The organism is Pseudomonas syringae group sp. J309-1 (assembly GCF_032582135.1).
GTDB classification, from domain to species: Bacteria; Pseudomonadota; Gammaproteobacteria; order Pseudomonadales; family Pseudomonadaceae; genus Aquipseudomonas; species Aquipseudomonas quasicaspiana.
The window spans coordinates 58,528-80,169 of record NZ_JAWHNU010000005.1 but is presented as its reverse complement, the minus strand read 5'-3'; the positions used below and the strand labels follow the sequence as shown (position 1 = coordinate 80,169).

At 52.7% G+C, this 21,642-nt stretch carries 19 protein-coding genes, 1 tRNA gene and 1 pseudogene; 14 read left to right on the top strand and 7 right to left on the bottom strand.

Annotated elements, in window-relative coordinates:
* Positions 1–190: 190 nt before the first annotated feature.
* Together RX972_RS04255 and RX972_RS04250 are read right to left on the bottom strand one after the other, a co-directional pair.
* A complete protein-coding gene (locus tag RX972_RS04255) occupies positions 191–1,816 on the bottom strand; it encodes a methyl-accepting chemotaxis protein (RefSeq protein ID WP_316872691.1) in 1,626 nt (541 codons plus the stop codon).
* Entirely contained in the window at positions 1,813–2,127 is a 315-nt protein-coding gene (locus RX972_RS04250) for a hypothetical protein (protein WP_316872690.1), read from the bottom strand. The genes RX972_RS04255 and RX972_RS04250 overlap by 4 nt, the downstream gene beginning before the upstream one ends.
* A gap of 107 nt (positions 2,128–2,234) precedes the next feature.
* On the opposite strand from RX972_RS04250, the gene RX972_RS04245 reads away from it, so the two are divergent.
* The 5 genes from RX972_RS04245 (at position 2,235) to RX972_RS04225 (ending at position 4,596) form a co-directional block, all read left to right on the top strand.
* Positions 2,235–2,471, top strand: a complete 237-nt coding sequence (locus RX972_RS04245) for a hypothetical protein (RefSeq protein ID WP_316872688.1) — start codon at positions 2,235–2,237, stop codon at positions 2,469–2,471.
* 255 nt (positions 2,472–2,726) lie between these two features.
* Positions 2,727–3,047 (top strand): helix-turn-helix transcriptional regulator, encoded by a 321-nt coding sequence (locus RX972_RS04240; RefSeq protein WP_316872686.1) that lies wholly within the window; start codon positions 2,727–2,729, stop codon positions 3,045–3,047.
* Between the two features lie 105 nt (positions 3,048–3,152).
* Positions 3,153–3,368: a hypothetical protein gene (locus RX972_RS04235; protein WP_316872685.1), complete on the top strand. Its 216-nt coding sequence runs from the start codon at positions 3,153–3,155 to the stop codon at positions 3,366–3,368.
* Between the two features lie 151 nt (positions 3,369–3,519).
* The gene (locus RX972_RS04230; RefSeq protein WP_316872683.1) at positions 3,520–3,810 is read left to right on the top strand and encodes a hypothetical protein; all 291 of its coding nucleotides are present in this window, start codon (positions 3,520–3,522) and stop codon (positions 3,808–3,810) included.
* A gap of 561 nt (positions 3,811–4,371) precedes the next feature.
* A complete protein-coding gene (locus RX972_RS04225; protein WP_316872682.1) occupies positions 4,372–4,596 on the top strand; it encodes a hypothetical protein in 225 nt (74 codons plus the stop codon).
* Positions 4,597–4,813: 217 nt separating this feature from the next.
* On the opposite strand, the gene RX972_RS04220 is transcribed toward RX972_RS04225, so the two are convergent.
* Positions 4,814–5,569: a hypothetical protein gene (locus RX972_RS04220; protein WP_316872681.1), complete on the bottom strand. Its 756-nt coding sequence runs from the start codon at positions 5,567–5,569 to the stop codon at positions 4,814–4,816.
* Between the two features lie 198 nt (positions 5,570–5,767).
* Between RX972_RS04220 and RX972_RS04215 the strand changes: the two genes are divergently transcribed.
* Together RX972_RS04215 and RX972_RS04210 are read left to right on the top strand one after the other, a co-directional pair.
* The gene (locus RX972_RS04215) at positions 5,768–5,917 is read left to right on the top strand and encodes a hypothetical protein (RefSeq protein WP_316872680.1); all 150 of its coding nucleotides are present in this window, start codon (positions 5,768–5,770) and stop codon (positions 5,915–5,917) included.
* Positions 5,881–5,984 (top strand) — tRNA-Pro (locus RX972_RS04210). The genes RX972_RS04215 and RX972_RS04210 overlap by 37 nt, the downstream gene beginning before the upstream one ends.
* A 256-nt stretch (positions 5,985–6,240) precedes the next feature.
* Here the strand turns inward: RX972_RS04210 and RX972_RS04205 are convergent.
* The gene (locus RX972_RS04205) at positions 6,241–7,146 is read right to left on the bottom strand and encodes a hypothetical protein (RefSeq protein WP_316872678.1); all 906 of its coding nucleotides are present in this window, start codon (positions 7,144–7,146) and stop codon (positions 6,241–6,243) included.
* A gap of 215 nt (positions 7,147–7,361) precedes the next feature.
* Between RX972_RS04205 and RX972_RS04200 the strand changes: the two genes are divergently transcribed.
* A complete protein-coding gene (locus tag RX972_RS04200; protein ID WP_316872676.1) occupies positions 7,362–10,754 on the top strand; it encodes a TM0106 family RecB-like putative nuclease in 3,393 nt (1,130 codons plus the stop codon).
* A gap of 22 nt (positions 10,755–10,776) precedes the next feature.
* On the opposite strand, the pseudogene RX972_RS04195 reads toward RX972_RS04200, so the two are convergent.
* A pseudogene (locus tag RX972_RS04195) lies at positions 10,777–10,956 on the bottom strand (hypothetical protein); the annotation flags it as partial.
* Positions 10,957–11,172: 216 nt separating this feature from the next.
* On the opposite strand from RX972_RS04195, the gene RX972_RS04190 reads away from it, so the two are divergent.
* The 3 genes from RX972_RS04190 to RX972_RS04180 all read left to right on the top strand — a co-directional run bounded on the left by RX972_RS04190 (position 11,173) and on the right by RX972_RS04180 (position 13,722).
* Positions 11,173–12,225, top strand: a complete 1,053-nt coding sequence (locus RX972_RS04190) for a hypothetical protein (protein WP_316872674.1) — start codon at positions 11,173–11,175, stop codon at positions 12,223–12,225.
* Positions 12,226–12,656: 431 nt separating this feature from the next.
* Positions 12,657–13,298 carry a DUF6036 family nucleotidyltransferase gene (locus tag RX972_RS04185; protein ID WP_316872672.1) on the top strand — a complete coding sequence of 214 codons (642 nt, stop codon included), beginning with the start codon at positions 12,657–12,659 and terminating at the stop codon, positions 13,296–13,298.
* The gene (locus tag RX972_RS04180; RefSeq protein ID WP_316872671.1) at positions 13,279–13,722 is read left to right on the top strand and encodes a hypothetical protein; all 444 of its coding nucleotides are present in this window, start codon (positions 13,279–13,281) and stop codon (positions 13,720–13,722) included. The genes RX972_RS04185 and RX972_RS04180 overlap by 20 nt, the downstream gene beginning before the upstream one ends.
* Positions 13,723–14,072: 350 nt before the next feature.
* Here RX972_RS04180 and RX972_RS04175 read toward each other — a convergent pair whose 3' ends face one another.
* Positions 14,073–18,275 (bottom strand): radical SAM protein, encoded by a 4,203-nt coding sequence (locus RX972_RS04175; RefSeq protein WP_316872670.1) that lies wholly within the window; start codon positions 18,273–18,275, stop codon positions 14,073–14,075.
* 661 nt (positions 18,276–18,936) lie between these two features.
* On the opposite strand from RX972_RS04175, the gene RX972_RS04170 reads away from it, so the two are divergent.
* Positions 18,937–19,185 carry a hypothetical protein gene (locus RX972_RS04170; protein WP_316872668.1) on the top strand — a complete coding sequence of 83 codons (249 nt, stop codon included), beginning with the start codon at positions 18,937–18,939 and terminating at the stop codon, positions 19,183–19,185.
* 120 nt (positions 19,186–19,305) lie between these two features.
* On the opposite strand, the gene RX972_RS04165 is transcribed toward RX972_RS04170, so the two are convergent.
* Positions 19,306–20,217 carry a helix-turn-helix transcriptional regulator gene (locus RX972_RS04165; protein WP_316872667.1) on the bottom strand — a complete coding sequence of 304 codons (912 nt, stop codon included), beginning with the start codon at positions 20,215–20,217 and terminating at the stop codon, positions 19,306–19,308.
* Between the two features lie 374 nt (positions 20,218–20,591).
* Between RX972_RS04165 and RX972_RS04160 the strand changes: the two genes are divergently transcribed.
* Together RX972_RS04160 and RX972_RS04155 are read left to right on the top strand one after the other, a co-directional pair.
* Positions 20,592–20,738: a hypothetical protein gene (locus RX972_RS04160; protein WP_316872665.1), complete on the top strand. Its 147-nt coding sequence runs from the start codon at positions 20,592–20,594 to the stop codon at positions 20,736–20,738.
* A gap of 75 nt (positions 20,739–20,813) precedes the next feature.
* Positions 20,814–21,527 carry a toll/interleukin-1 receptor domain-containing protein gene (locus RX972_RS04155; RefSeq protein WP_316872664.1) on the top strand — a complete coding sequence of 238 codons (714 nt, stop codon included), beginning with the start codon at positions 20,814–20,816 and terminating at the stop codon, positions 21,525–21,527.
* Positions 21,528–21,642: the final 115 nt, after the last annotated feature.

Here is a 21,642-nt window from a genome sequence, read left to right as displayed (position 1 = left end):
TCACTTCCTCAATCAGCTCGCGGCCTTGATTTCTCACATTGCCCACTGCCTTGCTCACCGGCACCACTCGAAATCACCAAACGGGGCGCAGTACCCACCGCAATTTCCGCTTCCCGTTTGGGGGATAGGTGGTTCATTCCTTTGAATAGAGGCGTAAGGCTTGCTTCAACTAACCGGGCCCCAACATTACTCACGTACGAAAACGTGCAACCATTCGGTTTAAATTAATTGCTAGCTGCGACAGCTCGCCGCTGGCGGTCAACGTCTGTCGTGTACCCTCACTGCTTTGCAGGGCTAGGTCGCGGATGCTGACCAAGGCACGATCTACCTCGCGGGCGACGTAAGCTTGCTCCTCCGAAGCCGTGGCGATTTGTTGGTTGCGGTCATCAATCATTTGTGCGGCATCGGTGATCGTTTGCAACGACCGGCCGGCCTCTTCGGCAGTATTCTGGGTGCTATTAACTTCTCGCGTACTGTCCGCCATTGAATCCACGACTTCTGAACTGCGTACTTTCATTGAAGAAATCATGACTTCGATCTCCTCCGTTGAGGCCTGCGTCCGATGTGCAAGGGCGCGTACTTCATCGGCTACTACGGCAAACCCACGCCCCTGTTCGCCAGCGCGTGCAGCTTCAATTGCAGCATTCAAAGCCAGAAGGTTGGTCTGATCGGCGATCGAGCCTATCACGCTTAACACCTTGCTGATTTCTTGGGTTTGTCCAGCCAACTGCTGAACTTGCTCTGAAGTCACGTTCACGCGATCTTTCAGCGTACGCATGGCCTCAAGGGTTTCTCCGACTTTAGCGTTACCCGCTTCAGCGGCATGGGTCGACTCTTTAGCGGCCTGCGAAGTAGACGTTGCATTTCGAGCAACTTCTTCGACCGCCGCGCTCATCTGATTGACTGCGGTAGCTGCCTGGTCGATTTCACTGTTCTGCTGCTGTAGGGTCTGATTAGCGCTTTCGGTTATTGCGGTCATTTCCACTGCGGCCGAGCTTAATTGCGCCGAGGCCTCAGAAATATCAGCGATCGTGCTGCGCAGGTTTGCCTGCATCGTATTGAGTGCAGTCATGAGGCGGGCTGCTTCGTCCGAGCCTGTCACGTTAAGGGATTGGCGCAAATCTCCATTGGCGATCTCTTCTGCCATCTTCAGCGAAGTATTGATAGGCAATACGATGCTGCGGGTGAGTAGGACGGCTAACAGAATAGTCAGCACTAGCGCAATACCAACCATAGAAGCTATGACATGGTTACTATGGTCATACACGTCTGTTGCTCGAGTTCCGGCAATTGTCGCCCCATCGGCATTATGCTTCCGCAACAATGTAAGCGCGTTTTGGTAAGCTTCTGACCGAGCTTTCTGCTCGGTATTGGCATAATCAACAGCCGAATCATGCTGTGTGCTATCTAGTTCGACGATTCGCGCCAGTCCTTCTAGAAATTTTCCCATCAGCTCAGCAGCGTGTTCGAAGGTCTGGCGTTCCGTTTCATCCGAAATCAAATTCTGCCGATAGAAATCGGTCCGTTCATTAAGTAAATCACGAGCCTTCGCCAATTGAGCGATTGCCATGGCGCGTGCTTCCGGGGTAGTGGCGGCAAGCAGCCGAATGCTTTCCACGCGAGCTTCCAGTACCGCTATTTGAATGTCGTCGGTCGTCTGAATGCTGGCCAACCAGTTTTTTTCGATGTCTTGCTCAGAGTCTCGCAATTTACCTAATTGCAGGTAAGCGAACCCGCCGAGCCCGATAACTAATAGGGTGATCAAGCCGAAACAAAGTGAAGCTCTGGAAGCGATGGTGAGCGAGCGCAGATTCATAGGTTGTCCAGAGTAGCCATTGTGGATAGAGAGGTTGCTTTTGGTATATCTGCTGACTCCGATGAAACTATAGTCGTCAGGGCGAAAAAAAGCTCATTCCAAGCCTCTTTCAGCTCTATAAGCTGAATGGATTCATCACGGCTATTTCCAAGCATCATGAGTCGAATGCCTAGAGCAACTACTAGGAATTTTTTTATTAATTTATGAATCAATGGGTTGCAGATTTTCTTACCACGTAGTGATCGCAGAATTGCTCTGCCTGCTCGGGGGCTGAACTTGTTTTTGCGTACCAGCATCAACGGTTTCATCACGCTCAAACCTCGTTTGAGGGGCTCGATCCGGGAGTTCATATCCTCTTGAGCGTTTCCTACGCTGTCCTAGCACGCTTATGATGGGGCAGCTCAGGAAGGAGGCCCCCGTGACCATCGCAAAACGTTTAAAAGACGAGCGCAAAGCTCAAGGGATTTGCATCAGGGAATTTGCGATGCAGGCGGGGGTTCGTGCTAAGACTCAAAGTGATTATGAGAGCGGGGCCCGTCTCCCCCGAGCGGATTATTTCTATGTGCTACATCACCTGGGTATGGATGTGTCATACATTCTGCTGGGGCTCCGCACTAAGCCTGTACCAACATCTCGCCGAAAACTGATTCATTAAACCCCATCGCGCCAATAGAGATCGGTATTGCATGACCGCTGGAGAGATGTTCGAGAATCAGCCGACATTCCAGTTGCGCGTGCCATTCATCTTCTCAACCAAGCTCACCTCGGCATTTCTGTGAACTGCTTTCAGCGTCTTTGTGTCGGACGTAAACATTCAAAAGCTCTCGGATTAAATGAGTCAGTTGCATGGATCGTGCTGAGTTCACACAGTGAACGCGAGCTTTACGATCCTTTTTAACGGAGATCTTCGATGCTTGGAAATCGTCTCAAAGCTGAACGAAAGGCCAAAGGCTTGACTCAAGCGCAACTTGCCGAACTATGCGGCGTCAAGGTAAATGCCCAAAGTAATTATGAGCTGGGTAGTCGCTCACCCCGAGCCGATTATTTAGAACGTCTGTCGAGCCTGGGGTTCGACATTTTTTTCATCGTTTCGGGCAAGCGAATGCCCATCTATGTGTCAGAGCTGTCTGACGACGAGCATGCCGTTATTGCGAGCCTGCGCTCGTTCCGAGAGGATGATAGGCAGACCCTGCAGACCTTAATCGCAGCGATGACTCGCGCTATCACCTAGATGGCCGAAGCGCTCAATGTGCTATCGTACCCGAGCACTTATCACCTAACACTGCTCCATGGCTCCTACCCGCTGTTCTGCGCCGCCATCATCAAGGAGCCATCGATGAAGACATGCGTTATTACTGGTGACCTGTCGACCGGTAACTCTATTGTGCACAACCTGACTGTAAACCTGTGTGACAACTGTGTTACTGATGATGGTCAGCGATATGGCCAACTGGTTATTCGGCTGGAAGAAGAGTACGAGCCTGGCTACGGCGAAACCTGCGTGTGGTGTGGGATTACCGCTGAAGAGGAGGCTCAAGCTTGGGCTGAGTAACCCTGCTTCGCATAATGGGACGTTCATTAAATGTTGTACCCATGAAAACTACTCCGGTGTTTTTTGCAGGCGTCTGGATGCCAAAGTACCGGGGGTGGATTACCATGAATGATGCCTGTGGCTGGGGCATCAACCGGCGATAGGAGGTGCCGTGCCGTTACCGATTACACCCACGCAGCGGGCTACTCTGCGAATGCTAAGGCGTAGCCATCCAGAGCTGGCAAAGTTGGCGATAGCCGTCGCCAATGTCTTTAATACCTCAATGATCCAGAACCCAGAGTTGGCCCGACTGATTCTGGAGAAGACCTGCCGCCGCATCGCGGGCGGTGAGCCAGGGAGTCACGAAGCCATGATCCTGCACCTGGAGCGTTTCGGTCAGTTGAACTGCCTGTCGCCCGAGCAGGTCACTGAGTTTACGGTTCGGATCAGAAAGCTGGGTTAATCATGCCCTAAGGGATTCACTAAGATTCCAGGGAGCCATGCTCAAAAGCGGCGTATTGCGCGGCTGGACCAGCCTGACGAAGTTGGGGTGTTTTCTGAGTCGAGGATTTATATATTTCCACTGGAGGTGTGGATCGCTGGGCGTATTAGTTTCAGTGGCTGTATATGCCACTGCAGCTTGAATATGGGAAATGCTGGGCGATAGAAAGGAGAGATTTTCTAGTTGGCAGGACGCCAGAGGATGAGTGAAAAATAGGAATTGCGGACCAATAACGACAAGGGCCCACATCAGATAAACCGACGTAAGCCCTTGTTTTATAATTGGTGCCCCGAGCCGGGGTCGAACCGGCACGTCCAAAGGACGAGGGATTTTAAGTCCTCTGTGGGGGCACGGGTGGCGGATTACCTGCCAGGCCGCGCAGGTCGGAAATCGATTCCAATTCTTCAAGAGCTGTGGGCCACTCAATTCCGTTTCGCGATTACCACCATTAATTCAATTTCGAATCGGTCATTCTCCCTCGCGATATACCGCTATGGTTAAAGAAAGCAAGGAGACGCCGCCATGTATGACCGACAGGCTAACGAAATTAGAGAAGCTTTGCTCGCGGTGCTGAGTACGGCGGCATCCATGGGGATAGATGTCGAGCTTTTGGGTCATCTAGCTGCTGCGGAGCTGTTGGACGAGCAGGCTCCGGGTAGAAACAAAATTTTTGCGGCCGGTGCGGTGTACGAGTTGGGCGTGTGTATGGGATATGTTACAGATCCTGATGATTCGAGCGTGCTTTAGAGTTCCGACTCAGTAAGAGTGAGAGATGCGCTAAGCGCCTGAAGGACCTAACGTCAAGGACTTGATTAGGGCAAAAATAGGGCATATTCAGGGCCGTTATAGACCGGTAGGAACCATCGGTGCGACTTAAGATCCTTGTTTTTCATGGCCCTGAGCGGTCTGTATTATGGTTGGAACGGGTTCAAATCCCTATCTCGCCGACACTGAAGCTGGGGCGTCATTTCTTCGAAGATGCACCCTGAGCAGGATGGCCTGCGGGCAGCCTGCTCGGACAGAGCTGATCCTCTATGAAGCCCATGCCTTTGCAGGAATGGCAATCCTCGCGGAGTTCGAAGCGGTCGCAGCAACTCGAACACTGCCTAAAAATTGAGAATTGCTCCCGCTCCCATAGCGCGACGTAACGGACCATGTCGCCTTCCTCCAGCGCGATGAGCCCTGCATCAATGATCGATCTGTAGGTGTCAGGATCATCTAGGCGCGTGATCATCTTCCCGTCAACCAACTTCCCAGTCTCTACAAGGGTGAGCTTTTGGCCAGTCTCGGTGTAAATGTACCGATCCCTGAAGACGCCATATTGAGCATAGGTTCTGGTGATGACGGGCCTGTCTCCGTCTGCCTCGTGGATCTGGGCGAAGAACTCCATAGGGCCTGGCTTCACGCCTGGCCCATGAAGAAATACCCGGTTTCCGCTGACGCTGCCTGTCTGAACCCCGGCTTCGTTGTAGATATGATAGTCCGCTGCTGGATTTCTCCAGGCGAGCGGAGCCTCCTCGATGTGGTGACAGAACGCGCCAGTGGCCAGCTCAAGCATTTCGAATCGCTCCATTTCGTCGACGCTCCCCATCTTTAATAAGTTGTCAGCAAACCTCATCAGGTACCGGTAGTTGGCACTGGGGTTGGTCCAGGCGCTGGCATCCCAGCATGATCGATACCACTCCTCAGTGTGGCTTGGGGGTTTGACAGGTTGCATCATTACTGCTCGTTACACTGTTTTTATATACAGTAATCGAGTGGCGCGATTCCGGACAGGTCCGGGTGACGAGTAGCACGCTGTGGGGGTGGTTGCTCAATCGGCAGGACGCCGGGAGGGGGATGTAGCTCGTACCACTTTTCGTACCATTCAATGGGAAAAGTAGGGGGCTATGGGGTGATCCATGGGCACTGGAGGCCCATGGAAGGCGCAGATGTCACACACCTGCTAATCCGCACAGCAACAATCAAAACCATTCGCCAAGGCCTTGATTTGCAAGGTTTGCAAAACGCCAAAATGACCTATAGTTTGCACGGTAATTTAGTTGGTTATTCTAACGTTATCAGTTAGTTAGCTACCTTAGCGGCGCTGCATGGGGTGCAAGGGGTCGAGTGTTCGAATCACTCCGTCCCGACCATATAAATCAAAGGGTTGCGAGATTTTATCTCGCGACCCTTTTTTATTTTTGGCCGTTTTTACCCCCACAAAACCACCGGCTCTGGGTGGAATCCTCCCGGCTTCCGCGTGGGCGGGCGTAGGCTTTGACGCTCACGCGTGGTCTCTTTACCAATGCTGTTTGGTCTTTCTCTTCAGGTCCTAACGTTTCTGAGTGTTTAAGGCTATTTTCTTGCGTATTGAGAACTACATACAGGTCAACCATCAGCTTGTTTATCTCAGGTCGCTCGGGTCATCCTACGTACCCGGTAGTTAGGATTGGGCGGCACTGGGATCGTATAGCCGTCGGGGACTAGACTGCGTAGGTCATAGCCCATCATGAACAATCCAGCTTCAAAGGCGTGGCAGCGGTCTACCAGCTGAGGCTGCTTGGAAAATAGTTCGGACCCTTCTAGTACCGCGCGGATGATCCAACCTAATTGGAGCTGGCGCCGTGCCCAAAGGTGGCGACTGGTGGTGGAGAGTTGCGGTGTACCGTTGTAGCCAAGCTTTAAGTGTTTTGGGTTTCGAATCTGGTCGCCGATCCCTGGCCCCCAAGCGAAGTCCAGTGCCTGCGGCGCAGTGGTGCTGGTACCTTGGCGGTACAGGTGGTAGAGCAGCGCGATGGCGGCACCGACCCGGCCGTCATAGATGGGAGAGCCAGTGGTGTCGAGCAGGGCATGGATCTTAGTCATGCCCGAGTCGAATCTTAGGATGTTCTGCTTGGTGAGGTGGTTGAGCTGCTGCTTGCGGTCCAGCGCGAGAAGCGCCTGGCACCGCTTTAGGTAATTCACCAAGTTCTTGTCGTGCATTTGCTCTTTGAGGAATCCGACGGCGCCATCGACATTTCCCCACGCTAGGATCGCTTCGCAGGCCTCATGTGTGGCGAACTCATCGTGGGCTCGAACCGCAAGGCGCAAGCGGATGCGCAGCCGGCGCAGCTCCGCCTTGACCGTCTCCCAGTTCCCGCCCCACTGGTATTCCGCCTGAACCGCTTCGATAACTTGAACCTTGCAGTCGATCGCTTTGCGCACGAACCTGCTGCGTGCGACCTTCAGATGCACTGGCAGAGTGGGGAGGTTTTCGATTAGCCACTCGATGAGGCCGAGCACGTCCGGTTGCTCGAGAAACTGCTTGCGATTCATTCCATGGTTCCTAGCCGCGTCGTGATGAGGATGAAGCTCTAAGGTAGCGCACGACGGGGTATGTTTGAGTGGCTGTTTTTCGATCCGCAGTGGATCTTTCACTATTGACTACACTCGACGAGCGGGGCATGCGCTTTGGCTAATCCTAAAAGTCACTAGAGCTGGCATTTGGACGACAGGGCATCTGAATAGACTTTTGATGAGGTCGGAATCAAATGCAAAGGCTAGGCGATTCGATTTTTCTTAGTGCTTCTGACTTAGTTGGACATCTTAACTGCCGGCACTTAACGAGCCTTGACTTAGCGGTGGCGAATGGCGAGCTAGAACGCCCCGCTATCTGGGACCCATTGCTGCAGATTCTTTGGGAGCGTGGCGCGCGACATGAACAAGGCTTTGTCGAGCACCTACGATCTCAAGGTCTATCCGTCACAATAATTGACGGTGTCGGAGTTGATGACGAGTCGGTCAAGCGCACAAGGAGTGCCATGGTCGCTGGGGACGAGATCATAGTACAAGGCGCGTTTCGCGCGAATGGTTGGGTGGGTCGCACGGATGTCCTCAGGCGAGTAGAGGCCGAGAGCAATCTTGGAACATGGTCTTATGAGGTGATCGATACCAAGCTTGCTCGTGAGACGAAAGGTGGAACTGTCTTGCAGCTTTGCTTGTACGCCGATCTAGTCGGCACCATCCAAGGGGGTTGCCCGACACATAGCTATGTAGTTGCTCCATGGTCCCGGTATGAGCCACAGATGTATCGAATGGACGATTACGCAGCGTACTTCCGACGAGTCAAAAGCAGCCTTGTAGCTGCTATCGAGCACGCAGGGGAGGTGATCTATCCTGAACCGAAGGAGCATTGCGACATCTGTCGTTGGCAGAGTCGTTGCGACCGGAAACGTCGAGAGGATGACCATCTCTCGCTTGTGGCCGGGATTACCAAAGTCCATATCGATGAGTTAAGACGGCACGGCATAGAAACTATGACGGATCTAGCAGCAATGCCGGTTCCGCTTCCATGGAGACCCTCGCGCGGGGCAGTACATTCGTACGAGCGGGTACGAGAGCAGGCGCGCATTCAGGTCGAGGGACGCGAAGCAGGGAGTGTGCTTCACGAACTTTTACCTGTTACGGAGGGATTCGGTTTAGCGAGCTTACCCGAACCTTCAGTCGGGGATATCTTCTTCGATTTGGAGGGCGACCCATTTGCTGGGGAAGGCGGCCTTGAGTACTTGTTTGGTTATACTTTTATTGATGGTAACAATGGCATCGCTTATACGGCTGACTGGGCGTTATCTCGTGAGGAGGAAAAACAGAATTTCGAGCGTTTCATCGATTTCGTCGTCGCTCGACAGGAGCAATATCCGGATCTGCACATTTACCATTTCGCACCCTATGAGCCGGCTGCTCTAAAACGGTTAATGGGGCGTCATGCAAGTCGTGAAGAAGAGATTGATGCTCTTCTGCGCTCTAAACGTTTTGTTGACCTTTACAGCGTGATACGAAATGGTCTGCGAGCGAGTGTGGAAAGTTACTCGATCAAAAAGCTTGAGCCTTTATACGATTTCAGCCGGGATACAGAACTTTCAGAAGCAAACAAGGCGCTTGCTAAGGTTCAAGCATGTCTTGAGCTGGGAGATTTAGCGTTCATCAATGATGTTGATCGTTCTGTTGTGACTGGATACAACCGAGATGATTGCGTATCTACATGGCGCCTTCGGGACTGGCTAGAAATACAGCGCACCAATTTGATCAACGTTGGCAATATCATTCTTCGACCGGAAGTCCCTGGGAGCTTGCCAAGCGAGGCCCTTGGTGAATGGCAAGAGAAGATCAATGGGCTCATCGAACGGTTGACGGACAGGGTTCCTACTGATGCGGCGGAGCGCACGGCCGAGGAGCATGCTCGATGGATTCTCGCGCATTCGCTCGACTGGCACCGGCGAGAACAGAAGGCGCTTTGGTGGGAGTATTTCCGCCTTTCCGACCTTGCGGCAGAAGATTTGCTCGACGAGCGAGCTGGACTTTCAGGTCTAACATTTGTGGGTGTGAATGGGGGAACCACTAAGGCACCCATTCATCGCTACAGCTTCCCTCCTCAAGAAACGGAGATGCGCGGCAGTGAGGATCTGCACACTTTGGGAGGCAGGAAGCTAGGCAGCGTCGACGCAATTTCTCTGGATGAACGTTGGGTCGATATTAAGAAAAGAGGGGACAGTGCAAATATTCATCCTGAGGCAGTTTTTTCCCACACAGTTATTAATACTACTGTCCTCGCCAATGCGCTTGTTCGCATCGGCGAACATGTCGTTGCTCATGGGATGGAGGGAGGCGGACCCTTTCAGGCCGCTCGTGATCTTCTGATGCGTCTGCCCCCTCGTATAGGCAATCAACCGATCCAGCATGAAGGTGAGCTTGCCCTCGATGCCGCACTCCGCGTTGCGGCACATATCGAAAGTGGATTGCTTCCAATTCAAGGGCCACCGGGTGCCGGCAAGACGCACACAGGTTCACGCATGATCTGTTCTCTCGTACAAGCCGGGAAGACTGTCGGAGTGACTGCCAATAGCCACAAGGTCATCCGCAACCTTCTCGATGGAGTTGTGAAGGCTTCTGAAGAAATGGGAATTGATGTTTGCTGCTTTCAAAAACCTTCAGAGATGGAACCAGATCAGCAGCGATTGCGATTTGTAAAAAGTAATGCTGATTTGCTAAGCGCCATCGGCAGCAGAGCAAATGTGGCAGGAGGGACTGCTTGGCTGTGGGCGTTGCCTGATGCAGCGCACTCCGTAGATGTGCTGTTTATTGATGAAGCGGCGCAGATGGCGCTTGCGAATGTAATTGCGGTATCACAAGCGGCGAATAGCGTTGTGTTGCTAGGCGATCCGCAACAACTCGATCAGCCGATGCAGGGTAGTCATCCAGAAGGCACTGATGTTTCAGCTCTGCATCATATTCTTGGTGAAGAGCAGACGATTGCGCCTGACCGAGGTCTTTTTCTTGCGGAGACATGGCGTCTTCATCCGGATATTTGCTCCTATACGTCCGAACTATTCTACGAGGGGCGTCTTCATCCTCGCCCAGGATTGGAGGTTCAAGCAATTCGCTCACCCGGGCGCCTCAATGGTTCAGGCCTCCGCTATGTTGCAGTCGTTTCTGAAGGCAATCAGAGTTCATCGCCGGAAGAGGCTGATTGCGTTCGAGCGCTCGTGGAGGAAATCCTTGCCTCGGGCACTACCTGGATCGACAGGCATGGTGTTGAGCGACTGATATCGCTTCAAGATATATTAATCATTGCTCCCTATAATGCGCAGGTGTTCGAGCTGCAGGACCGCATTTCGGGCGCTCGGATCGGAACTGTCGACAAATTCCAAGGACAGGAAGCGCCGATCGTTATTTACTCGATGACAACATCAAGTTACGTCGACGCACCGCGTGGAATGGAGTTTCTCTACAGCCTAAACCGACTGAATGTCGCTACATCACGTGCAAAATGTGTTTGTGTACTCGTTGCGTCGCCTACTTTGTTTGAGGCTCAATGCCGAACACCCCGCCAGATGCAACTTGCCAATGCTTTCTGCCGTTACGATGAACTTGCGACGAAAATATAGAAAAAGGAGTTAGTAATCCTGACGGCCTCTGCATTTTCTGCTGCATCACCATGGCGCGTGATGATACGTACTCGCCTGGAGCGACATCGCGCACGCGGAGCTTGGGCTTCATTAAGTCGCAGGCTCGAAGCTTGCTGTCGATGGCCAGATCGAAGAGAGCCAGATCTCTGCGTCGATGCCTGCCCCTGCGGTCCAGGACCAGGCGGCGAAATCAGACTTCGTCATGAGCGTTTATCCGAAAGGCGACAGTGGGGCAGAATCCCCTCCGGTGCAGGGCGGATAAATACGCCGGCTGGATACAGTTGTAAGACGCAATCATCAATAAGCGGATGCGTTTGAACGATGCCATGCAAGGGTAGCCTGTCACCTATAAGATTTAGGGCTTCAAAAACAGTAATGCGATGAGGTTCGTGTTCCAATGCAGCAACTTAATATCGCTGTGCCTTATGACGAACGATGCGTGCTCACACCAAGTGGTTGCGCAGTGGTGTGGCCGTTTCTGAATGCAAAGAAAGGCGATGGCCCCTATGAGCTATTTCTGGACACCAATGCCCTGAGTAAAGTGGATTGGGCGCGCCAGCTGCCGCAGCACGTCCGAGACCAGTCCATTCTGAATCCGTTGCCGGCGCTGATGGAACAGTGGTTTTCCAATCCAGAGTTTCGCGCTGACCCGATTACCCGAATAGACGCGATGACTCAAACCTTGTGCGATTTGGGCTTTAACTTTCGAGCGAATTTCGCCGAGCAACAAGTGGCCCTTTTACGCAGGAATGAAGCGGCACTGAAGACGCAGTTCAGCCTCATTTTTCCCTATGTGGTGATCATGAAATCATTGCTGTCGAGGAAGATGCCGGTTGATACGGCGCTGGCTGAGCTTGATCGAATTGGCCAGGCTGATATTCCGCGCTTCACTTCCAGCCTTATGTTGACTGCCTTAGGGGTTGTGCTGAAAAGTCAGCAGGCGCTCAAACTCGACGGGGATACGAAGCCTGCCTACTCGTATCTGGATTCTTTCCTGGCTTTCCAGTCGGGACAAAAGGTTGAGGGCAGCCACATCACAGTGCCGTACCTGCGCAACCGGGCGGGGGATTTGAACCTATGGTTGATACTGCCGACGCTACGCCAGCAGGGTTATTCATTTATTGGCACACCTGCAGTGGTCACGGGCGATAAAGTACTGCACCGATTGATCCTGCGCGTACTACCACCGCTGCTGCATGTCAGTCAGAAAACGTGCTTTTCCATCTTTCCGGAGGGATTGGATGAGGCCCAATGCACGAAAATTCTCCAGACTGTACAGACCGTTGGGATCAGAGGCGAGATGACCACGGAGCAGCGCCGGCAGCGAGTGGCGGCGTTGTTTGAGTTGGCCAAGGATTTTTGTGCCAACGCTGAAGAGCGTGCGGCCGTAGACGAAGGTTGGCAGGAATGGTGCCTGCCGGGGCTTGGGTTGGATATCCGATTGGACTGAACTTCCAGTGCCGGTCCTGATTGCTCAGGACCGGAATTAGTTTGGTGAACTACGCGTCGGCCGATATCACGGCAGTGCCATCGACGACTTCATCAGAGAGTCACGACTCGATCAACTCCCACACCCGCGCCATCAAGGTGCTGAGTTGTGGAAGTGGGGATGGACACGAGATTTCCGTGTGCCAATTTCATTTCTTTGGTTGGTGAGTGGAGTTTTTTCAACTGCTTATTATTTGCTGGTTCGTGTGCTCCCTCACTTAGAGCATCGAGTAACGCATTATGTGTCGATATCTGATACGATTTTGCTCAGCAATAAGTGCTTGGCTTTTAATAAATCAGTTAATGTCTTGTGGGAACGCTGCTTGAATTGCTGGTTTAGTGGTGTCAATTTTCGTTCTAAATTTCAACTGGTACCCTCAGGGAGGGAATTCTGTGACTGTAGAGGCTCCAGATGTGCTTCCTGCCATCGTTGATACCAGCAAGCCGCTGGGGCAAGCAGTTGTGGCGATGTTTAAAGGCGTTGAAGAGGAGCTTGAGGAATATCCTCCAGGGGCTGTGAAAATCATCATTTTTGGTGGAGTCGCGGTACACCTGTATACCAATCACCGTGTTTCGGTAGATATTGACGGCGAAATTTTTCACTGTGATCGATCTTTGAGCAAGGATGAGCTCATTGAAAGCCTAGGGGCTACGCCTGAGTCGTTCGTCGATCCTGCAGGGCGAACCCTTGCCCTGAACTACGATCTCACGTTCAATACTACGCTTGGGCCACTTCATGAGGACTATCTCGATCGTGCGATTCGCCTTGAAGATTTTGGTGACGCTTCTCCAATTCATATTTTCATTGCGGCCCCATTGGATCTAGCTATCTCGAAGCTCGGACGTGCTACTGAGCAAGACATCGAAGATATTGAAAAGCTCTTACGGATGGGGCTAATCTTGACCACAGATCTGAATCGACTGGCTTTACAGGCGATTGACGTGTACGTTGGTAACAAGGAACCACCACACTCGATCCTTAAGCGGATTATTGCGGATTATCTGGAGACTCACGATGATGACGAAGAGCCATAGCGCCACCGTCCTCTCGACTGAATTGGAACGGCTGGCGAAGCAACCTCTGGATCAAGCGGATGACGCTGCCTTGGTGAGAGCTGCTCGTGCGTTTTGGTACTCGAATGATAACCTTGAAACTGCACTGAACTCATTTTTGCGTAAGGGCAGAAGCGCTGTTGAGGTTAGGCGTGCTGGCTATCTGTTTGAACGACTGACTCAATTTACATGTGCTACGGATTCTCGCGTGTCCGAGGCCAATCGTGCTTTGAATCTTGTCGTATCTCACAAGCAGAGTCATGCCGTTGCAACAAAAGGCCGCGTTGATCGATTAGCATTGTCTTGGGGGCTAGATAAGGGGTTGGGCTTGAAAGTTCAAGCGCTGATGCCCTTTCAGACAAGGCATTTCGAGGCTACCCAGCGACAAATGCAAGCGTCGTGCTGAGTGAGTGCTGTAAAAAAACCGGCCGTTTGTTGCCGGTTTTTTTATATGTGTATTTTGTTGAATTGACAAAAGCGTAGATCGGGGTACCCTACAGGCAGGCCTGAGCCGCTTAGCGGCTCAGGCCTGCCTGTAGGGTACCCCGAGCATACGAAATCACTCTCTTCAAACTAATACTTGAGAGAGTGATCTATCATGAGCACCAACTGTTGATTTGAGGCGGTTCTACTTAAGTCACGATACCTTCTCAGATTTGATTGTCGACGGCTTCTTTAAAAGTGCCGAAAGCGTATGTCGGATTCTGTCTGCTAAAATATTTTATTGAGCCGTAAATACAAAACTCAAGGTTAAAGTCAGTAACCGTGCGCCAGTAATATACCGTAGTCTTCAACAAATTTCTGTCGTAAGTAAAACTTCCGGTAGGCTTGTTGTACAGTATTGAAGTATTCCGACGGTGAGCCCCATGTCATGCTGCGTAGGAGATTGCCGCCATCGGAGTCCTCATTGTGAAAGTCGTTGTACTTGACCAAGTCCGTAAATTGGAAACCCAGTGCTGAAAGCTGCCGGTAGCACTCCAGCTCCTCCGGAGTTATAGGGCCGCTAGTCATTGCGCAATGCCCACTCATTTCGTCAGGGAATGCTTGTGCGTGAGCGAATGCTTGGTCCCAATCTAGCGCCAGTCGATCGTAATAAATATAGCCTTTAGCTTTTGGATCTCCTACTTGCTGCTCTTTGCTCAGAACACTAGTAGCCTTAGCGAAATCTTTATATAGCGCGAAATATGCCAGCGTCACGCCGCTCTGAACGGCAAAATCAATGGTCTGCAGTGCAGTTTCCTGCGTCTCCCATGGGCCGCCAAGCATGAAATAGGCTTTTGTGAGAATGTCCTTTGAGTGAAGTCGAAGGAACAGTTCTGAAATTTTGGCATTGGTAACGAGTTCACTCGCTGCCTTATTTTTTCTCCGTTGATCCTCGCTCCCATGCTCAACGCCAAATGCGAGCATGCGACATCCTGAGCGTTGCAATCGGTCTATGAAGTCGTCGAGTTCCAGATCGTAGGAAAAAAAGTCCTCAAGGCGGAAGATTCCACGCCAGCCAAAAGAATCACCAGTCGTTTCCTTGATTTTTTCTAGGCCATCTAGAAACTCGCTAGCCCATGCGAGCCCAGAGTATCTGGCATTGTTGTCGCCCTTTTTCGCATCCGAAGCTATCTGCGGTAGCAAGTTGTCATCAATGAACTGAATCCGAATATCTTGGTGCTGCAGAGATAGATTGCGAATTTCGGCGAGTACATGTCCGACTTTGCGGCGTTGCTCACCTCCGCTCTTATCCCTGCGTTCAGTACAGAAGGCGCAGTTCCAGTCGCACCCCTGCGACATGACCAGATGAGCCTCATGGAACGTCTGCGACTTCGACCTTGTTCGGGCCGGCTCATATTGGCTATCGCCGACGCGATAGATCCGGCGATCAAGCAAAACATCCGACCATGCAGTCCCCGGCGATTCCAGCGACGGTTGCTGCGGCGTGTTGCATCGTTGGATGCCGCGACCTATGACGTTCCAGCTCTTGAGGTTGGCAGTAATGCCTTTCGCTGCAGGCCACTGTCCTGAAGTTTTCAAACTCGCCACTAGTGTAGACAGATTCTCTACTGCATTGGTCGCAACGGCAAAGTCCCAGCTTGCCTGGGCGTCCTCCGTGTGCACCATAGAGAACTGCCAGGCATTGAGCTTGGCTGCCGGACCACCAATTACCAGCGTCGTACTATGTGTCCGGTTGCGAATATCGACGAGCATATTCATTGTTGATCTTATGGTGGAAAACACAGTGTTGAATCCAATCAGATCGAAAGTTCGCGCCAGGCTCAACACTTCAGCGCGCAGCTTCGGGAACCTGTGGCAGTCAGCGATCTGCACGTCGTGGCCTTGCGCTGCGAGATGAGACGCCAGCAGGCCCAGGCCTAGCGCAGGAGTGCTAGTTCGTGATGCGCCCGACTCATCATCGTCGATGGGGGGCAGCACGAGCAGTATGCGTTTCACAACCTGTAGGGTGTCGGTACGTGTATCAGCCACTTCCGGATGGGTCCGGCCGCGGAGTTGAGGCGCTGTCCCACCCACGACGGGACCAATCAACCATCTGGCCACGGGAAAATCCAAGACGCTCAAAAGAGTTGGATTACCGGCCTCTGAAGCCGATGCGCGCTCCTCCAAATAATGAGTCAGGAATTCCCGATGTAGCCATGGATGGCCCTTGTCGGCTCCGACAGCCATGTCCACAATTTTACCTAGCTCCTCGTTAAGGGAGCTTTCGATGCAGAGGCTCCCTGCAGCAATGGCAGCGTCCAGCCGTCGCCGCAAGGTGTGTGAGAACGCGAGATGCAATGCAGCCCAACGAATACTCTCATCTTCATCAAGGGCCATGCTATGCAGGACCTTCAGAAGCACCTGCGTCGGGAGGCTTGCTGTAGCAAGCGCTGCAAAGACGCGCTTGTCACCACGCCAATGACCCTTGACCTTGCCCGCATCCGGATAATAGTTCTTGAAAAAAGTGACAGTCTGATCGGCCACCTGTCGGGCCGGTTCTAAGCCCAACGCCATTAATGCTAGTGCTGTCGATGCAAGTCCAGGGTCGCCTACGATGGCTAGAGCAATGTCATGCGCCTCTCGTGTTACTTTCACGCAGCGCGCGTGTTCGAGCGCGAATGCTGGGTCACTTTCAATGTTTGTAAAGAGCTGCTTGAGTTCTGGATATTTGCTGGCAAGGCGTGCAAGCCGAGTGGGAAATGAGGTCGCCGCACCGGGTAACTGTGTAGGCTTGAAGAACTTTGGTGCAATCTCGCTCGCCTGGTGCGAGAACTCTTCGGCAAAGTCTGAGGCGTAGTAAAACAATTCCTTTATTAAAAATTCATCCTTCCAGATCACCTGCAGCATGGCCTCTGGAAAGGACTCCGAAAACTCCCTAAAGCTTAAGCATATGTTGGAGCATGCCGCCATGAAGCGCCAACACACGTCCATACGTCCAGACTCTCTCGCAGCTTCTTCGGTTGGACTCGTGGCGGCCATGCGATTGCCAATAGTGCTGCCGATAGCGCGCAGCTTCATAAGCAGCTCGGCTTTATTCTCTTCATTGACGCTTTTGCCGGCATCACTAAGGTTGTTGAACGCAGTCGTTAAATCGCCCCAATCCTCTTCGAGATCCAGATGGTGTAGATCACTGAGAATACGCTCCAACACAAGACGAGACTCCTCCTGCTTTTGCCCCACGGCCTGTCGGGATGCCCAATGAACGGATCCAGGTAAGTACCAGCCAGTGCCCTCAAGTAAGTCGGAAGCGCAGCGCTTCCAGCTGAATTCACGTTTGATTAGTTTTGCCAGCTCAATAGCAGCCTTCTTACGCTCTTCGAGGTCAGTCATGATCTCGAGCAACACGTCGGCAAAACTCTCGATGTCCGCTGGATTGGGGGTGCCTGAGGTCGTGCTGCCCCCGATATTGACGAATTCGACACTGCTAAATGTCATCTCTGGGAATTGCTGCTTCAGATCTTCGAGCAGCATAGCGAGCCCCGACTGAGCCGAACACACGAGCGGGACGCCTGCACAAAGGGCTTCCCAACCGCTCAGTCCAAACCCCTCATGCCACGACGGCATCAGTGCAACATGGCAACGGGCTAATCGACGACGCAGAGCTACCTGATCGTCAGAGAACGGTTCAGCGTGTAACGCAAATGCTGCGCCCCTACTGCCTATCTCCTTTAACTCGTCTAGCGCGGTTTGATCAGAATCGGGGTCAACTCCCCAGGCGAATAATTGACCGCGCGCGCGCCACACTTCAGCATTGATTGCACGTCCACGCTCGTATGCCTTTGCCAACGCATGAACAGCTAATACCGAGTTTTTTATTGGGTCATCGTCACGGTTAAGACGTCCCGAGATAAAAATGTGCAGGTCAACGCGGGAGTCGTGTGTCTGAAAATCAACTTTGTCTACGCCCGGTATTAATGGCCTAACTGGCGATCTTGGGCGCTGCGTAGCGCTTCGTGCTGATGCGAAGTTGCGCTGTAATAGTGGGCCCACCGCAAAAGCACAATCTGCGGTCGCGATGATGTCTCGCTGTATTGTGGAGCGATTGACCACATCCTGCATGCTCTGACTTTTCATGAAGGCGTACGCCGAGTAGTCCATGTGACCAATCACGGCGGATTTGACGTTAAATCCACTTCCAAGGTGCTCACTAAGCTCCTTGGCGCAGTCGATGGCCACCCGACCTGTTATGGAATCGTGTCCAACCACTAGTACTCCCAGTAACGTTTCTGGCTCGAACTCTTTGCAGCGTTTGGCAATGTCCTCCATGAGCATGGAAGCGTTGAACGTCGTATGTTCGATAAGTTCGATGGCGACTGAACTGCTGCCCACAATTGGCTGCTGATTTACAAAGCAGATCGTCTTGCTGCCTTTCGGCAGGGCCTGAGTCATACCTTCCGCTAAGCCTTTGTTGAAGACGTTTAATCCACCCAGCTCGCTTCCCCAGCGGGTTGCAAGCATAGCCACCACGTACGCCATTTTGGCTCCTAGAATTTGTGATGTATTGGCGGTTAACCGCGGCGCTTAGCGCGTAAGGGACCATAGAGTAGGGCTGCTGTTGATTCAGTTAGGTTATTCATCGGCGCAAGGCCTGATTCCGGAATCATTGTCCGGAACGGAATGTTCTTTAAGTCGTGGCACCTCATCACCTGTGATGGCTACGGCAGTCGCTCCCTGAACGCGTTGCTCAGGATTGAGTAAGTTGAATCCGGTGTAGCCACTTTCGTCGATGTGGAAGCATTCCATGCGTATTCATCCTGGCGTCAAAGCTCGAACAACACGATTGCAGTTCTGAACGGATCATGCCCGAAGGCTCGCGTGCTGGCGAGGCACACTTCGCTTGATGAAACGACTAGTGATACGACGGAACGGCGACTTTCTAGAGCACTACATGTTCGTGCGTCGCCGATTTGATCCAGTTGCCGAAATGCCACTGATCCAATCTGACTCCTCTCGAACCTTCGCCTACGCTGGATTTGTACCAATTTGGAGGTGGGGGCAGTCTTGCGTCGGCACGTAGGTCAATTCGGTGTCTGCGTGAATAGCCTCTGGTTTGAAAGCAGCTGTAGCAGAGATTAGCCAACGCTTGGAGCACCAACACAAGGCCACTCTTGCTGTGCATCAAGTCCTGTTCAATAGCATGAAGGACGCTTCACTACAGTCACAAGCGCAGTCAGGCCAGAAACTGCAGGCCAGTAAGGTGCTGGTTGAGACACTGTCCGACGGGCAGGCCAGAATCATCGGGGCGCTGAATCAGCATACTGGCGCTCTGACCGCTCGCCTTGATCAGAGCCAGGCCAAGCTACGTCAGCTTACGATCACTTTGGCCGTGTTTTTCGGATCGATGATGGCCTACGTGGGGTATGAGCTGCTGAGTCGGTTTAGCTGATGCCGTGAGGGGGAGCCATAAAATCTATGGTCGCCCCAGCACAATGAGCCCCAAGAACCCCTCTGTTTCTGAGGTCTAGGTCGAATGTGTTCTAGCTCAAGCATTCAAAGCGCAGCTCGTTCAACTGGCTCCAACTTTATCGCTCCCGCCCAAGTCTCCATTTGGGCTTCTGTATCCCGGCGCGAACATTGAGCTTTCTACCCCATAGAGAGCCAAGGGATCACTGAGCCATAGGCGGTATGCATTGTCTTCAATGCTGTGGTCAGGTGAGCAGTCCACGTGGTATTGCTGCAGGACGTACCCAGCCATCGCTGCGCGCACTCGAAGTCTAAGCACGCCGCCAGGCATTTCGTAGTCGAGCATCACAATCTGCGCATAATTCTTATTAGGGTGCGGCACGAGGGGGAGATCCAGCATTCGATTCCACTGATCATCGTGCTTTTGGTTTTCGTCGTTCTTGGGTTTAGTCCCCCACTGAGTCTGAGCCGTACCGATTCGAGCCAAAACGAAGTCCACAAATTTCTGGCGTTTCCGATCGTACGCTCGGACGTGCCAGCGCAAGCCATCGCAGCTGACCGCGAACGGCACGATTTCCCGCTCAGACTCGCCCGACCCCGAGGTATAGCTGATTTTTACCACCTGGTTGAGGCTGATCGCGCGCGAGATCGGCGCCAAAACCGCTACCTTTGGCTTGCTGAGCAGCGAAATGGATTCGTTCAGGATGAGCGGCTTCTCTCCATCTAGACCGTATCCGTACCCTTGGGAAAGCGCCGTGAGCACGCGCTCAGGCGAGTGCACGATTAGAGGCGAGAACGTCTCGCGTATCACATAATGCTTGGTCACAGTGTCCAGCTCAGTGTTTTCAGGAGCAATCTCCCGATACTGCGCGAAGTCTCGGGTGGCAGCTGCCGCGCCCACCCCGAAACGATCCATGAGATCAGTCCGTGAAACGGCCCCCGTGAAGTACAGGCGGAAATCTATGTACACCAGGCGCTCCCGTTGCGCTTGGCTGTATTCGCTCAAATCAATCATTTGCTCTCCGTCTTGCCTTCTTACCTGTCCTGCTGAATATCCAATATCTGATCGGGCGCATCTAGCAACAATGATAACACATGAGCGCTTGACGTAATCAAAATGGTGATGATAGAGTTTGTTTGTGGTTGTGATACATATCTATCCATAGCACCTTAGGCAATTCAAAAAGGGGGCTGGGATGGGATGTCAGAACGCCAGAAACAGAAAGGCCGGTCAAGGTACGAACTTGACCGGCCTTTGGGAAAAGACGTCTGAATTGGCTCCAGATGTCTCTCGCGCTTTGTGGAAAAAGCTTGTGGATGGTAGCCCTTATGGGCTCCCTCCGCAAGGGAGCGAGTTCTGTGTTCGAGCCACCTCATAGGAGGCATTTTATGTCCCAGCTTGAGATGTTCGAAAAGCCCGAGGCGGAAGGCGAGGTCATTTACCGTATGACGATCACCACCAAATCGGGAAAGGTGGTTCGACGTGCTAACGGCCAACCGTTTCGCATCGTCATTCGCCCAAAAGCGAGCAATTGATTTAGTCGCTAAACAGAGCTCAGGGCGCGTTTTGTGCCCTGGGGCTAGTTGCTCCCCATATAAAAGGATTACGACATGTCTAGATGTACAGCACCAGTACGTGGACATAACTCAGCTGCCGCCGCCGCGGCCTGTCCTGCATGCCGCTATCGCAACAGTTCCCGCAGTAGCTCTCGCTATGACGGTTATGGCTCGTCCTATTCCCCCTCGGTCGGCAATGGAGGTAGCCATGCTAAAAGTAGCGGTGGTGGTGGCGGGTCCAGCAGCAGTTCAAAGCCGCGCTGGTCGAGAGCAGGTTCATCCGTATCGTACTCACCGACCCAGGTGCAGTCCCTCACTCCAATTCGCGAAACCGTTGAGACGCGAGCAGCGGAGCAACCTGACCTTCGTGACGTCTTCCTGTGCCACGCATGGGACGATCGGTACGGACCTGCCAAAGAGCTGCACGAGTTGCTCGTGGCGGCTGGTGTGAAAGTTTGGTTTAGCGAGAGGGACCTAGGTCTCGGTGTTCCAATGATGCGCACAATCGACAAGGGCCTAGCGAATTCGCGAATCGGGCTTGTGCTGGTCACTCCCGCGTTGCTGACGCGCCTTCCCAAAGAGAGTGTTGCTGACAAAGAGCTTTCGGCACTCCTGGCGGGTAACCAGCTCGTTCCCATTGTGCACAACACCACCTATGAAGCTCTCCGCAATGTAAGTCCCTTGCTCGCCTCCCGAAGCGGCTTGGACACCGCAGAAGATTCAATGGCGGTGGTTGCGGCAAAAATCGCCGAGCTGGTAGCGCTCTAGCTCTTTTGCTCACACAGTTTCGGCACTCAGATGCGGATGCTCGTACCTTTTATCCTCTACGGTTTAACAGACCAGCCTTCGGCAGGGCTGTTAGCTCCGACTAAGAGACCGATTT

Bases quoted from the DNA above. Each gene is read 5' to 3' on its own strand.
- RX972_RS04255 (WP_316872691.1), bottom strand. From the start codon at position 1,816: ATGAATCTGCGCTCGCTCACCATCGCTTCCAGAGCTTCACTTTGTTTC.
- RX972_RS04240 (WP_316872686.1), top strand. From the start codon at position 2,727: ATGCTTGGAAATCGTCTCAAAGCTGAACGAAAGGCCAAAGGCTTGACT.
- RX972_RS04235 (WP_316872685.1), top strand. From the start codon at position 3,153: ATGAAGACATGCGTTATTACTGGTGACCTGTCGACCGGTAACTCTATT.
- RX972_RS04225 (WP_316872682.1), top strand. From the start codon at position 4,372: ATGTATGACCGACAGGCTAACGAAATTAGAGAAGCTTTGCTCGCGGTG.
- RX972_RS04220 (WP_316872681.1), bottom strand. From the start codon at position 5,569: ATGATGCAACCTGTCAAACCCCCAAGCCACACTGAGGAGTGGTATCGA.
- RX972_RS04215 (WP_316872680.1), top strand. From the start codon at position 5,768: ATGGAAGGCGCAGATGTCACACACCTGCTAATCCGCACAGCAACAATC.
- RX972_RS04205 (WP_316872678.1), bottom strand. From the start codon at position 7,146: ATGAATCGCAAGCAGTTTCTCGAGCAACCGGACGTGCTCGGCCTCATC.
- RX972_RS04200 (WP_316872676.1), top strand. From the start codon at position 7,362: ATGCAAAGGCTAGGCGATTCGATTTTTCTTAGTGCTTCTGACTTAGTT.
- RX972_RS04190 (WP_316872674.1), top strand. From the start codon at position 11,173: ATGCAGCAACTTAATATCGCTGTGCCTTATGACGAACGATGCGTGCTC.
- RX972_RS04180 (WP_316872671.1), top strand. From the start codon at position 13,279: ATGATGACGAAGAGCCATAGCGCCACCGTCCTCTCGACTGAATTGGAA.
- RX972_RS04175 (WP_316872670.1), bottom strand. From the start codon at position 18,275: ATGGCGTACGTGGTGGCTATGCTTGCAACCCGCTGGGGAAGCGAGCTG.
- RX972_RS04170 (WP_316872668.1), top strand. From the start codon at position 18,937: ATGAAGGACGCTTCACTACAGTCACAAGCGCAGTCAGGCCAGAAACTG.
- RX972_RS04165 (WP_316872667.1), bottom strand. From the start codon at position 20,217: ATGATTGATTTGAGCGAATACAGCCAAGCGCAACGGGAGCGCCTGGTG.
- RX972_RS04160 (WP_316872665.1), top strand. From the start codon at position 20,592: ATGTCCCAGCTTGAGATGTTCGAAAAGCCCGAGGCGGAAGGCGAGGTC.
- RX972_RS04155 (WP_316872664.1), top strand. From the start codon at position 20,814: ATGTCTAGATGTACAGCACCAGTACGTGGACATAACTCAGCTGCCGCC.